Annotated in this window: 14 protein-coding genes; 9 read left to right on the top strand and 5 right to left on the bottom strand. The window is 71.5% G+C overall.

Annotated elements, in window-relative coordinates; translation table 11 throughout:
- Positions 1-453 precede the first annotated feature (453 nt).
- Positions 454-972, bottom strand: a complete 519-nt coding sequence (locus AOJ26_RS27290) for a GtrA family protein (protein ID WP_053851011.1) — start codon at positions 970-972, stop codon at positions 454-456.
- 178 nt (positions 973-1150) lie between these two features.
- Here AOJ26_RS27290 and AOJ26_RS27285 point away from each other — a divergent pair, with 178 nt between their 5' ends.
- The 4 genes from AOJ26_RS27285 (at position 1151) to AOJ26_RS27270 (ending at position 5258) form a co-directional block, all read left to right on the top strand.
- On the top strand, positions 1151-2290 hold the full coding sequence (locus tag AOJ26_RS27285) for a 5-(carboxyamino)imidazole ribonucleotide synthase (protein WP_053851010.1): 1140 nt from the start codon (positions 1151-1153) through the stop codon (positions 2288-2290).
- A 20-nt stretch (positions 2291-2310) separates the two neighbouring features.
- Entirely contained in the window at positions 2311-2808 is a 498-nt protein-coding gene (gene purE / locus AOJ26_RS27280) for a 5-(carboxyamino)imidazole ribonucleotide mutase (protein WP_053851009.1), read from the top strand.
- Positions 2805-3992, top strand: coding sequence for a dipeptidase (locus tag AOJ26_RS27275; protein ID WP_053851008.1), 1188 nt, complete (start codon positions 2805-2807; stop codon positions 3990-3992). The genes purE and AOJ26_RS27275 overlap by 4 nt, the downstream gene beginning before the upstream one ends.
- 153 nt (positions 3993-4145) lie before the next feature.
- A complete protein-coding gene (locus AOJ26_RS27270; protein WP_053851007.1) occupies positions 4146-5258 on the top strand; it encodes a dipeptidase in 1113 nt (370 codons plus the stop codon).
- A gap of 9 nt (positions 5259-5267) precedes the next feature.
- On the opposite strand, the gene AOJ26_RS27265 is transcribed toward AOJ26_RS27270, so the two are convergent.
- Entirely contained in the window at positions 5268-5651 is a 384-nt protein-coding gene (locus AOJ26_RS27265) for a VOC family protein (protein ID WP_053851006.1), read from the bottom strand.
- Between the two features lie 28 nt (positions 5652-5679).
- The gene (locus AOJ26_RS27260; RefSeq protein ID WP_053851005.1) at positions 5680-6039 is read right to left on the bottom strand and encodes a VOC family protein; all 360 of its coding nucleotides are present in this window, start codon (positions 6037-6039) and stop codon (positions 5680-5682) included.
- A 117-nt stretch (positions 6040-6156) separates the two neighbouring features.
- Here AOJ26_RS27260 and AOJ26_RS27255 point away from each other — a divergent pair, with 117 nt between their 5' ends.
- On the top strand, positions 6157-6660 hold the full coding sequence (locus tag AOJ26_RS27255; protein WP_053851004.1) for a CGNR zinc finger domain-containing protein: 504 nt from the start codon (positions 6157-6159) through the stop codon (positions 6658-6660).
- A 186-nt stretch (positions 6661-6846) separates the two neighbouring features.
- Here the strand turns inward: AOJ26_RS27255 and AOJ26_RS27250 are convergent, their stop codons facing one another.
- Complete coding sequence (locus AOJ26_RS27250) at positions 6847-8190, bottom strand: UDP-glucose dehydrogenase family protein (protein WP_053851003.1); 1344 nt, start codon at positions 8188-8190, stop codon at positions 6847-6849.
- A 178-nt stretch (positions 8191-8368) separates the two neighbouring features.
- On the opposite strand from AOJ26_RS27250, the gene AOJ26_RS27245 reads away from it, so the two are divergent.
- From AOJ26_RS27245 to AOJ26_RS27235, 3 genes are all read left to right on the top strand, one after another.
- Entirely contained in the window at positions 8369-9526 is a 1158-nt protein-coding gene (locus tag AOJ26_RS27245) for an acyl-CoA dehydrogenase (protein ID WP_053851002.1), read from the top strand.
- Between the two features lie 176 nt (positions 9527-9702).
- Positions 9703-10065, top strand: coding sequence for a four-helix bundle copper-binding protein (locus tag AOJ26_RS27240; RefSeq protein WP_053851001.1), 363 nt, complete (start codon positions 9703-9705; stop codon positions 10063-10065).
- Positions 10066-10138: 73 nt separating this feature from the next.
- Positions 10139-10984, top strand: coding sequence for a class I SAM-dependent methyltransferase (locus tag AOJ26_RS27235; protein ID WP_053851000.1), 846 nt, complete (start codon positions 10139-10141; stop codon positions 10982-10984).
- Positions 10985-10987: 3 nt separating this feature from the next.
- On the opposite strand, the gene AOJ26_RS27230 is transcribed toward AOJ26_RS27235, so the two are convergent.
- Positions 10988-12259 carry an LCP family protein gene (locus tag AOJ26_RS27230; RefSeq protein WP_053850999.1) on the bottom strand — a complete coding sequence of 424 codons (1272 nt, stop codon included), beginning with the start codon at positions 12257-12259 and terminating at the stop codon, positions 10988-10990.
- Between the two features lie 118 nt (positions 12260-12377).
- On the opposite strand from AOJ26_RS27230, the gene AOJ26_RS27225 reads away from it, so the two are divergent.
- Positions 12378-12935: an acyl-CoA thioesterase gene (locus AOJ26_RS27225; RefSeq protein WP_053850998.1), complete on the top strand. Its 558-nt coding sequence runs from the start codon at positions 12378-12380 to the stop codon at positions 12933-12935.
- Positions 12936-12981 lie beyond the last annotated feature (46 nt).

The following is a 12981-nucleotide window of genomic DNA, read 5'->3' as shown; positions in this document are numbered from 1 at the left end:
GTTCGGCGGTCGATGTAAGAGCATCCCTGGTGGGGTTCGCCTCCGGTCCTGCGCACCCCGCTGTAGTCGGCGGTGCCGGACGGTGAGCCGGGTTGATGGTGGGGCGGGCTGTTGGGGCTGGGGCTGGGGCGGGCGCGGGGCGGGTGGCGACGGGCGGTCTTCGGTGGAACCCCCGGACCGGGCCTGCCGCAGGGTGACGGCGAGCGTCCGGAGTTGCTGCGGGCGCTGGCCCCCGGGCTTCGGCGCAGCCGCACGCCCGGCGGACCCGGATCGGGGCACCGCCACCGGGGCCGATTGGTGCGGGCTCCGCTCGCGGCGGGCTGGAGTGCGGGTCGGACGGTGGCGGGTGGTCCCGGCAGGGGCCGTGTCAGGGGGCCGCGGTAAGGGGCGGCCGGAGTTGGTGCGGGGCCCGGGCCCGGTCTCGGCGCAGGTGGGCCGTGCGTCCGGCGGAGGTCAGAGCACCCGTTGGCCGGGGCGGGACGGCTTTCGGGGCGCTGTCTGCTCGGCCTGTTCCAGGAAGGCCTCCGCGCTGGCCACCGCCTCGCGGGCCGGAAGGGTCTTGAACACCCAGCTCCGGTAGGACCAGAAGCGGAAGAGCGTGGCGATGCCGATGCCGACGAACTTGAAGATGTTGCTCTGGAGGGGGCTGTCCCAGCCGAAGCCGTAGGTCGCGGTGTACAGGATGCCGTTCTCGATGACCAGGCCGACCACGCTGAACAGCAGGAACAGGGTCAGTTCCTTCGTGCGGCCGCTCTTGTCGCGGTCGCGGTACGTGAAGTAACGGAACCCTATGTAGTTGAAGACGATCGCCACCACCGTGGCGACGACGCTCGCGCGGACCACCGGAAGGTCGGTGAGATGCCGGACCACGTTGAAGACGACGAGGTTGACGAGGAGCCCCGCTCCGCCGACCGCACCGAATTTGGCGACCTCGCGGACGATCCTCCGCAGCCCTGAGGAACCATGTCCCATGGTTGTACAGTCCCCCAGTCGGGTCGGTCAGTCGAGTGATTTCGTCAACCAAGCCATGCTAACCACCCCCCGTACCCGCTGCCTGTGGATGAACTCACACACAGGGAAACAAGCTGGTAAGAGGACCGGAAACAGGCGCGGAATCCAGCCGCCGTGGCGCGACCGATACTCTGGGGTCGTGACGTTCCCGGTAGTCGGCATGGTCGGCGGGGGCCAGCTCGCGCGTATGACACACGAGGCAGGCATCCCGCTCGGCATCAGGTTCAAGCTTCTCAGTGACACCCCTCAGGATTCCGCGGCGCAGGTGGTGAGCGACGTCGTCATCGGCGACTATCGCGACCTCGACACGCTGCGTGAGTTCGCGCGCGGGTGCGATGTGATCACCTTCGATCACGAACACGTACCCACCGAGCACCTCAGGGCCCTGGAGGCGGACGGCATCCCCGTGCGCCCCGGCCCGGACGCGCTCGTGCACGCCCAGGACAAGGGCGTGATGCGCGCGCGGCTCACCGCGATCGGCGTCCCGTGCCCACGGCACCGGATCGTCAGCGATCCCGAGGACGTGGCGGCCTTCGCGGCGGAGGGCGACGGCTTCCCCGTCGTCCTCAAGACCGTCCGCGGCGGCTACGACGGCAAGGGCGTGTGGGTCGTGGACTCCGCCGAGGAGGCGGCCGACCCGTTCCGGGCCGGCGTGCCCGTCCTCGCCGAGGAGAAGGTCGACTACGTCCGCGAGCTCGCCGCCAACGTCGTACGGTCGCCGCACGGACAGGCCGTCGCCTACCCGGTCGTCGAGTCCCAGCAGGTCAACGGCGTCTGCGACACCGTCATCGCCCCCGCCCCGGACCTGGACGAGGCCCTCGCCCTCAAGGCCGAGGAGATGGCCCTCAACATCGCCAAGGAACTGGACGTCGTCGGCCACCTCGCCGTCGAGCTGTTCCAGACCCGCGACGGCCGCATCCTCGTCAACGAGCTGGCCATGCGCCCGCACAACTCGGGCCACTGGTCCATGGACGGCGCGATCACCTCGCAGTTCGCCAACCACGTGCGGGCCGTCCTCGACCTCCCGCTGGGCGACCCGCGCCCCCGCGCGAAGTGGACCGTCATGGTCAACGTCCTCGGCGGCGACTTCCCCGACATGTACTCCGCGTACCTGCACTGCATGGCCCGCGACCCCAAGCTCAAGATCCACATGTACGGCAAGGACGTGAAGCCCGGACGCAAGGTCGGTCACGTCAACACCTACGGCGACGACCTGGACGACGTTCTCGAACGCGCGCGTCACGCTGCCGGCTACCTGAGAGGCACGATCACCGAATGAGCCCCGTTGTAGGCATCGTCATGGGGTCGGACAGCGACTGGCCCGTCATGGAGGCCGCCGCCCAGGCCCTCGACGAGTTCGAGATCGACTACGAGGTCGACGTCGTCTCCGCGCACCGCATGCCGCGCGAGATGATCGCGTACGGCGAGCAGGCGGACGGGCGGGGCCTGAAGGTGATCATCGCCGGGGCCGGTGGCGCCGCCCACCTCCCGGGCATGCTCGCCTCGGTCACCCCGCTCCCCGTCATCGGCGTCCCGGTCCCGCTGAAGTACCTCGACGGCATGGACTCGCTGCTGTCCATCGTGCAGATGCCGGCCGGCGTCCCCGTCGCGACCGTCTCCGTCGGCGGCGCCCGCAACGCCGGTCTGCTCGCGGCCCGCATGCTCGCCGCGCACGACGAGGAACTCCTCGGCCGGATGCGGGAGTTCCAGCAGGAGCTCAACGACCAGGCCACCGAGAAGGGCAAGCGCCTGCGGTCCAAGGTCGAGGGCTCCAACGGCTTCGGCTTCGGCAAGTGACGGCCGCGCGTCCGCTGGAGACGGCCCGGGAACTCCTGCGCGAGTTCCCGGTCGTCGACGGCCACAACGACCTCCCGTGGGCCCTGCGCGAGCAGGTCGGCTACGACCTCGACGCCCGTGACATCGCCACCGACCAGTCGGCCCACCTGCACACCGACCTGGCCCGCCTGCGGGCCGGCGGGGTCGGCGCCCAGTACTGGTCGGTGTACGTCCGCTCGGATCTGCCCGACGCGGTGCCGGCGACGCTGGAACAGATCGACTGCGTACGGCAGCTCCAGGCGCGGTACGCCGACACGCTGCGGCCCGCGCTCACCGCCGCGGACATGGAGGCGGCGCGCCGGGAAGGCCGTATCGCCTCCCTCATGGGCGCCGAGGGCGGCCACTCCATCGCCAACTCGCTCGCGACGCTACGCGCGTTGTACGCGCTCGGCGTGCGCTACATGACCCTCACCCACAACGACAACGTGGACTGGGCGGACTCGGCGACCGACGAACCCGGGGTCGGGGGGCTCTCGGCCTTCGGCCGCGCCGTGGTGCGGGAGATGAACCGCGAGGGCATGCTCGTGGACCTCTCGCACGTGGCGGCGACGACCATGCGGGACGCGCTCGACGCGACGCTCGCGCCGGTGATCTTCTCGCACTCCTCCGCGCGGGCCGTGTGCGACCACCCGCGCAACATCCCGGACGACGTCCTGGAACGCCTGCCGTCCAACGGCGGCATGGCGATGGTGACCTTCGTCCCCAAGTTCGTCCTCCAGGCCGCCGTCGACTGGACGGCGGCGGCCGACGAGAACATGCGAGAGCACGGCTTCCACCACCTGGCGACCACCCCCGAGGCGATGGCGGTGCACCGCGCCTTCGAGGAGCGCACCCCGCGCCCGGTCGCCACGGTCTCGACGGTCGCCGACCACCTGGACCACATGCGCGAGGTGGCCGGCGTGGACCACATCGGCATCGGCGGGGACTACGACGGCACGGCGTTCACCCCGGACGGCCTCGGCGACGTCTCCGGCTACCCGAACCTGATCGCCGAGCTCCTCGACCGCGGCTGGTCCCGAGCCGATCTCGCCAAGCTCACCTGGCAGAACGCGGTACGGGTGCTGGGCGCGGCGGAGGACGTGGCGCGGGAGCTCCAGGCGACGCGGGGGCCGTCCAACGCGACCCTGTCCCAGCTCGACGGCTGAGCGTCCGGGGGCATTCTCGACCCGGTGGCCGGGGCGGCGCGCGGTGTCCGTTCGGGGGTACCCCCGAACGCCCCGCCCACCAGGAAGCCCCCCGCGCTCCGTGCGACGGTGACCGTACGGCGATCAGGAAGATCACGACGTACGGAGCCCGTCATGGCAGATCTCCAGGACGAACTGCACCCCGCGGCCGACGTGGGAGAGCTGCCCCAGCTCTTCGAGGACGTGCCGGATCCGTACACCTCGGCCTCCGGCCAGGACACCGAGCTCCTGGAGCGCGCCCGGGCCATCCTCGCCGCGCACCCCGTCGCCGACGGCTACAGCGGGCTGCCCTGGGCCCTGCGCCACCTGCCCTGGTTCGACCTGGAGCTCGGCGAGAGCGCCGTGGACACGGACGTGCCGAGGCTGCGGGAGGGGCACGTGGGCGCCCTGATGTGGTCGCTGCACCTGCCTGAAGGGCTCGACGGGGACCGTGCGGTCGGCGCCACGATGGAACAGCTCGACCTGGTGAAGACCGTCGTACGCGCCCATCCCGAGGGCCTGCGCCTGGCCCGCACGGCGGGGCAGACCACCGACGCCCGCAACTGCGGCCGCGCCGCCGTCCTGCTCGGCCCCGCCGGTGCCGCCGCCCTCGGCGACTCGCTCGGCATCCTGCGCTCCCTGCACGCCCTCGGCCTGCGCGCCCTCACGCTGACCGGGGTGTCCTGGGCGAGCGAGGCCGGGCTGACCCGGTTCGGCGAGGAGGTGCTGCGCGAGATGAACCGGCTCGGGGTGCTCGCCGACCTCTCCGGCGCCTCCGAGGCCACCGTCCGGCGGACCCTGGCGGTGTCCAAGGCGCCGGTGCTGTTCAGCCGCTCCGCCGCCCGTGCCCTGCGCCCGCACCCGGCCAACCTGCCCGACGACCTGCTCGCCGAGCTGGGCGCCGCCAAGGGCCTGTGCATGGTGCCGCTGACCGCCGAGCAGACCGGCCCGACGGTCCGGGACGTCGCCGACCACCTCGACCACGTGCGCGCGGTCGCGGGCGCCGCGTCCGTGGGCCTGTCCGGCACCTACGACGCCGGGACCGCCCACCCGCAGGAGCTCGGCGACGCCTCCTGCTACCCGCACCTCGTCGCCGAGCTGCTGCGGCGCGGCTGGGACGAAGCCGACCTCGCGCTGCTGACCTGGGGAAATGTCCAGCGCCTGCTGCGCGAGTCCGACTTCACCGCACGGGCGGCGCAGCAGCGCCGCGAGCCGTCCACGGCGAAGATCGCCGAGCTGGACAGCTGACCGGCGGCGCTACACCGGGTCGATGCGGCAGAGGCAGAAGGGGTGTCCCGCCGGGTCCGCGTACACCCTGAAGTCCTCCTTGTCCTCGGCGTGCAGCAGCTTGGCGCCCATCTCCAGCACCTTGGCCTCGGCCGCCTCGATCTCCTCCCAGGTGGTTCCGCCGTCGAAGTCGAGGTGGAACTGCTGGGAGTTTCGGTCGGCCCGCGGCCACTCGGGCGGGGTGAGGTCCGGGGCGCTCTGGAAGGCCAGCCGGGGACCGGCGGGGACGCGCAGGACCACCCAGTCGGGGTCGTCGTCCTCCGGGGTGCCGCCCACGATCCCGGCGTAGAAGCGGGCCAGTGCGCGGGGGTCGGGGCAGTCGAGCACGACGGAACGGAAACGTGCGACGGTCACGAGAGGTCCTCCTGGTTCGTCCGGCGGTTCAGCAGGCGCAGAGGCAGAACGGGTGCCCCGCCGGGTCCGCGTACACACGGAAGGTGCGGGAGCGGTCCTCGGTGTCCAGCGGCTTGGCCCCGAGCGCCAGCACCTCCTGCTCGGCCGCGTCCAGGTCCTGCACGGTCAGGTCGAGGTGGAACTGCTGCGAGGCGTCGGGGGCGGGCCACTGCGGCGGTACGAAACCGGGGGCGGCCTGGAAGGCCAGCGACGGTCCGCCGGGGGTTTTCAGGTCCACCCAGTCGCCCTCGCCCTCGACGCTGCCGCCGAGGACACCGGCGTAGAAACCGGCGAGCGCGCGCGGGTCGGGACAGTCCAGTACGACGGCTCCCAGTTCGGCGATGGCCATGGCTTCCTCCTTGAAGCGCGGTTACCTGTAGAGGCGGGTAACCAGTAACGGTTACCGCATGCTCCCGCATCGGAGGTAACGTCGCAAGGGAATTCCCTAGCTAGGTAGCGTGCAGCCATGAGTGAGCGATCGCCCGCGCCCGGGGGGCTGGCCCTGGTCGAGTCCCTGGTCAACACCGTGGACCTGGAGTCGGGCGCCGACGCGCTGGACACGGCGGAGGGGCGGGCGCGGTTCGGGATCGCCGAGGAGGAGCTGGCGCCGGCGCGCGAGCTGCGGGAGTCGCTGCGGGTGGCCCTGCTGGCGCACGCCGGGCATCCGCCGCACCGCACGGTGACGCCGCTGGGGGAGCTGCTGGCGGCCGCGCCGCTGCTGCTCACCGTGGCCGCGTCGGACGGCTCGGCCGCGCTGGCCCCCGCGGACGCCGGGCCGCTGCTCTCCCGGGTCGCCGCCGCCGTCGCCGAGTCGCTGGTCGCGGGTACCTGGACCCGCCTGAAGGCGTGCGAGGCCGTGGACTGCCACTGGGCGTACTACGACCGCAGCCCGGCGGGGCGGGGCCGCTGGTGCTCCATGCAGGTGTGCGGGGCCCGGGCGAAGATGCGGCGGTACCGGGCCAAGGGGTGAGGCCTCAGGGTGTCCCTTCCGCGGCCGGGGTGACGGTTGTCATCCCCAAGTCCTTGGAAAGCGGTTCCCGAAATGTGGTGAGGGTGTGGAGAATGGGGCCTCGGACGCCGTTCCGGCCGGCTGAGCCCCGGCCGGAACGGCGTCCACCCATGCGTTCGGCGGCCGTAGCCGCGGAAGTCCCGTCCCTCAGGCCGTCGGCCGGCCCATCGCCCGGTACGTCCAGCCGGCCTTCCGCCACAGCGCCGGGTCCAGGGCGTTGCGGCCGTCGAGGACGACCTTCGCCGCCGCGACCTCGCCGAGGGCCGCCGGGTCCAGTTCCCGGAACTCCCGCCACTCCGTGAGGTGGAGCACCACGTCGGCGCCCCGGACCGCGTCCACGGCCGTGTCGGCGTAGCCCAGGGTCGGGAAGAGGCGGCGGGCGTTGTCCATGCCCTTGGGGTCGTAGACGGTGACCTGGCCGCCCTGGAGGTGGATCTGCCCGGCGACGTTCAGGGCGGGGGAGTCGCGCACGTCGTCCGAGTCGGGCTTGAAGGTGGCGCCGAGCACCGCGACCCGCTTGCCGAGGAACGGCCCGCCGCCCAGTATCTGCCGGGCCAGCTCCACCATCTGGCCACGCTGGCGCATGTTGATCGAGTCGATCTCGCGCAGGAAGGTCAGGGCCTGGTCGGCGCCGAGTTCACCCGCACGGGCCATGAAGGCGCGGATGTCCTTGGGCAGGCAGCCGCCGCCGAAGCCGATCCCGGCCCGCAGGAACTTCTTCCCGATCCGGTCGTCGTACCCGATGGCCTCGGCCAGCTTGGCGACGTCGCCGCCGGCCGCCTCGCAGACCTCCGCCATCGCGTTGATGAAGGAGATCTTCGTGGCCAGGAAGGAGTTCGCCGAGGTCTTCACCAGTTCGGCGGTCGGGAAGTCGGTCACCACGAACGGCGTGCCCTCGCCGAGCGGCGTGGCGTACACCTCGCGCAGCAGTCGCTCCGCGCGCTCGCTGCGCACGCCGACGACGATCCGGTCCGGGTGCAGCGTGTCGTCCACCGCGAAGCCCTCGCGCAGGAACTCCGGGTTCCAGGCCAGCTCCGCGTCCGTGCCCGCGGGGGAGTGGTCGGCCAGGTAGCGGGCCAGCCGGTCGGCCGAGCCCACGGGCACGGTCGACTTGCCGACGACCAGGGCCGGACGGCTCAGGTGCGGGGCGAGGGAGGCGATCGCCGAGTCGACGTACGACATGTCGCAGGCGTACTCGCCATGCCGCTGCGGGGTGTTCACACAGACGAAGTGCACGTCACCGAAGGCGCCCACCTCGGCGAAGTCCATGGTGAAGCGGAGCCGACCGGTGGAGCCCTCGATCCCGGCGACGTGCTTGCGCAGCAGGTCCTCCAGGCCCGGCTCGTACATCGGGACCTCGCCCCGCTGGAGCATCTCGATCTTCTCGGGCACCACGTCGAGCCCCAGCACCTCGAACCCGAGCTCGGCCATGGCCGCGGCGTGGGTGGCGCCGAGGTAGCCGGTGCCGATCACGGTGATCTTGAGGGCCATGGAGACTCCAGAAAGGGGGACGGGCCGGTGCGCGCCCGAGCATAGTCGGAGGGCCTGACGGGCAGCTTTCCCGCTGTCGCCAAGCTCACGTATCACTCCCGTGGGCGGACCCCTAAAATTTGAGTTACTTAACGGTAATTAGCACAGGCATCGCAGCGTCCTTGGAGCGTGAGAGACCTTGGCCGGAACGGCTGACTTCGACCTGTACCGCCCGTCCGAGGAGCACGACATGCTCCGGGACGCCATCCGCTCGCTGGCGGAGGCGAAGATCGCGCCCCACGCCGCCGCGGTCGACGAGGAGGCCCGCTTCCCGCGCGAGGCGCTGGACGCGCTGGTGGCCAACGACCTGCACGCCGTGCACGTCCCCGAGGAGTACGGCGGCGCCGGTGCCGACGCCCTGGCCACGGTCATCGTCATCGAGGAGGTGGCGCGCGTCTGCGTCAGCTCCTCCCTGATCCCCGCCGTGAACAAGCTGGGCTCGCTCCCGGTGATCCTCTCCGGTTCCGAGGACCTGAAGAAGAAGTACCTCTCGCCCCTCGCCAAGGGCGACGCGATGTTCTCCTACGCCCTCTCCGAGCCGGACGCCGGCTCTGACGCGGCCGGCATGAAGACCAAGGCGGTCCGCGACGGCGACCACTGGATCCTCAACGGCGTGAAGCGCTGGATCACCAACGCGGGCGAGTCCGAGTACTACACGGTGATGGCCGTCACCGACCCCGCCAAGCGGTCCAAGGGCATCTCCGCCTTCGTCGTCGAGAAGTCCGACGAGGGCGTCTCCTTCGGCGCCCCCGAGAAGAAGCTCGGCATCAAGGGCTCCCCGACCCGCGAGGTCTACTTCGACAACGTCCGCATCCCCGCCGACCGCATGATCGGCGAGGAGGGCACCGGCTTCGCCACCGCGATGAAGACCCTGGACCACACCCGCATCACCATCGCCGCCCAGGCGCTCGGTGTCGCCCAGGGCGCCTTCGACTACGCCAAGGGCTACGTCCAGGAGCGCAAGCAGTTCGGCAAGCCGATCGCCGACTTCCAGGGCATCCAGTTCATGCTCGCCGACATGGCCATGAAGATCTCCGCCGCCCGCGCCCTGACCTACCAGGCCGCGGCCGCCTCGGAGCGCCTCGACAAGGACCTCACCTTCCAGGGCGCGGCGGCCAAGTGCTTCGCCTCGGACGTGGCCATGGAGGTCACCACGGACGCCGTCCAGCTCCTCGGCGGCTACGGCTACACCCGGGACTACCCGGTCGAGCGCATGATGCGCGACGCCAAGATCACCCAGATCTATGAGGGCACCAACCAGGTCCAGCGGATCGTGATGGCGCGCAACCTGCCGTAGCGGCCCGACCTGCCACGACCGAGCCCCCGGAGGTGTTCCGGGGGCTTTTGTCGTCCCGAGGTTGGGCGTTTCGGGGTGGATTGGTGCCGTCCGCCCGATGGCGCCCGGCGGGGCAGGGGCGTAGGACGGAAGGGCACGGGGCCCGCCCCGGGCTCCCGCGTCCCCCAGGAGGAGCCATGACCCAGGCCGAGAGCATGTCCGCGATGAGCCGGGAGATGCAGGACTGCGTGGCGGCGTGCATGGAGTGCCACAGCCTGTGCGAGGAGACCATGAGCTCCTGCATGCAGAGGGGCGGTCAGGCGCAGATGCAGATCATGCGGGCGCTCATCGACTGCGCCGACATGACCCGGATGTGCGCGGACATGATGATGCGCCGCTCGCCCCTGTCGGCGGAGATGTGCGCGATGTGCGCCAAGGCGTGCGAGATGTGCGCCGAGGCGTGCATGGCCATGCCGGACGACCCCCAGATGATGCGCTGCGCCCAGGCGTGTCGCCGCTGTGTGGAGACCTGTCGCGCGATGGCGGGCATGGCGATGTGACGCTCCCCGCCCGAGCCTGTCCGGGGGCACCCCGCGAGGTGCCCCCGGCCGCGGGTGCGGCAGGCTGCGGGGCATGACCGCACCCGAGCACACGACACCGCCCCACGGGGACGCGACCGAGGCGTTCGACGCCGCCGAGCGCGCGATGTGGCGGGGCCGCACCGAGGCCTACGCGGGCAGTTTCGCGCGCCTGTGCGCCCACCCGGTACCGGCCCTGCTGGACGCCGCCGGGGTCGGGGAGGGCACGCGCGTCCTCGACGTCGGCACCGGCACCGGTACGGCGGCCGTGGCGGCGCGGGCCCGCGGCGCCCAGGTGAGCGCCGTGGACGCCGACGCCGGGATGGTGGCGGCGGCACGCGCCCGCGGGGTCGACGCGCGCATCGCCGAGCTTGTCGAACTGCCCTACCCGAACGGCGAGTTCGACGCCGTCGTCGGCAACTTCGTCCTCAACCACGTCGGCCGCCCCCGCACCGCCCTCGCCGAACTGCACCGCGTCCTGCGTCCCGGTGGCCGGATCGCCGTCACGACGTGGAGTGCGCGCCGCGGCGCCGGGCAGGACCTGCTCGGCCGGGCCTGCGAGGCGGGCGGGGCCGTACCGCCGCCGTACCTCCCGCGGCTGGACCCGGCGCAGGACTGGCCCCGCACGCCGGAGGGGCTCGCCCGGCTTCTCGGCGGGGCGGGCTTCGTGGCGGCCGAGGCGGACGAACTCGCCTGGGAGCACCGGGCCGGTGTCGAGGAGTGGTGGAGCGGTGCCGCGGGCGGCGTGGCCACCATCGGGCTGGTCGTCACCTCGCAGGACCCGGGGACGGTCGCCAGGATCCGCCGGGAGTACGACCGGCTGAGCGCCGAACACACGGTGGCGGAAGGGCAGTTGGCCCTTCCGCACATCGCGCTGCTCGGCTCGGGACGCCGGCCGTAGGGCTCAGTTGCCCGAGACGGTGACCTTCTCGTCGTTCTTCAGCTCGTCAACCAGGGTCTTCACCTTGGCCTTGTCCCAGAGCAGGTTGCCGCCGGTGGAACCGGAGATCGGCATGTTCATGGAGGTGCCGTCACCGCCGTTGACGCCCTTCATCGCCCAGAACATCTTGCCCAGGTCGTACAGGCCCATGTCCTTGTCGACGATCAGCGAGTCGAGGCCCGCGCCCATCGTCGGGTAGAGCTTGAAGGGGTTGAGGATCGTGCTCGGGGTGGCGACCTGGTTGGCGAGCGCGTTGAGGAACTTCTGCTGGTTCTTCGTGCGGTCGAGGTCGGAGCCCGCGAGGGCGTAGCGGGTGCGGACGAAGGCGAGGGCCTGGTCGCCGTTGAGGGTCTGCTTGCCCGCCTCGAAGTCGGCACCGGACTTGGTGTCCTTCATGCCGCCCTTGGGGATGTCGATCTCGACGCCGCCGACCGCGTCCACGATGTTCGCGAAGCCGGCGAAGCCGATCTCGACGTAGTGGTCGATCTTCAGGCCGGTGTTGAACTCGACCGTGCGCACGAGGAGTTCGGGACCGTCTTCGGCGTAGGCGGCGTTAAGCTTCACGTGCCGGCCCGTGCCCTTGTACGTCTTGCCGGACTCGGAGCCCACGAAGGTCGGGATCTCCACGTCCGAGTCGCGCGGCAGCGAGATCAGGGTGTCGCCGTTGCTGCCGGTGTGCAGGATCATCATCGAGTCGGTGCGCTTGCCCTCGGCGGAGCCGGTGTGCAGCTGCTTCTTCTGCTCGGAGGAGAGCCCGGCGCGGCTGTCGGAGCCGACGATCAGGTAGTTGGTGCCGTCGCCCTGCTCCGGCCGGTCGATCACCTTGGACAGGTCGACCTCGCGGTTGAGCTTGGAGTCGGCCCAGAAGTAGGTGCCGACGGTCGTCACGACCAGACCGGTGATCACCACGATCGCGGTCCACTTGATCCGCTTGCGCCAGTTCGGCGCGGGCCGCGGACCCCGGCCGCCGACCGGGTCGCCGGGTCCGCCCTGGCCGCCGCCGGGGGAGCCGTAGACCTGGCCGGTGTTGTAACCGCTGTCGTACCCGTCGTAGTCGCCGTGGCCCTGGCCGTTGACGTACGACGGCTGCTGCGGCACGCCGGCGCCGTACTGCGGCGCCTGGCCGCGGCGGACCTGCCGCATCACGCGGGCGCTCTCGGGCTGTGCGCTCGCGCTGCCGCGTCCGTACCGGTCGCCGCGGTTGTCGCCGGACCATCCCTCGGGCCAATCGTTCATGGGCCCCAGTGTGCCGGTACCCGCTGTGCCCTTCACAAGGGTCGTCGGAAAATCAGGGCAGCGCTGTTGCCAAGCTGACACAAATTCCCGAATTGTCATCAGGCATAGGGTGGGGGGCATGACAGACCAGGCCACCGCCGCGCTCCAGGGCGCCACGGAGATCCCGGGCAAGCCCACCTCGGCGTCCCGCACCACGCTGAGCCACATCATGACCCAGGCCGACACCAACCTCCTCGGCACCGTGCACGGTGGCGTGATCATGAAGCTGGTGGACGACGCGGCGGGCGCGGTGGCCGGACGGCACAGCGGCGGGCCCGCCGTCACCGCCTCCATGGACGAGATGGCGTTCCTGGAGCCGGTCCGGGTGGGCGACCTCGTCCATGTGAAGGCCCAGGTCAACTGGACCGGCCGGACCTCGATGGAGGTCGGCGTGCGGGTCCTCGCCGAGCGCTGGAACGAGTCCACGCCCGCGACCCAGGTCGGCTCCGCCTACCTCGTGTTCGCCGCGGTCGACGCCGACGGCAAGCCCCGCCGGGTCCCGCCGGTGCTCCCGGAGACGGAACGGGACGAGCGCCGCTACCAGGAGGCCCAGATCCGCCGCACCCACCGCCTCGCCCGCCGCCGCGCGATCATGGAACTCCGCGAGAAGCGAGCGGCGGAGGGCTTCGAGGACTGAGCCGCCACCGGCCCCCACCCCCTGGGTGACCGAAGTCACCCCCCTA

Source organism: Streptomyces sp. NRRL B-24085, from assembly GCF_001282115.1.
In the GTDB taxonomy this organism is placed as follows: Bacteria; Actinomycetota; Actinomycetes; order Streptomycetales; family Streptomycetaceae; genus Streptomyces.
The sequence above is the reverse complement of the archived record's forward strand: the minus strand, read 5'-3'. Positions and strand labels throughout refer to the sequence as shown.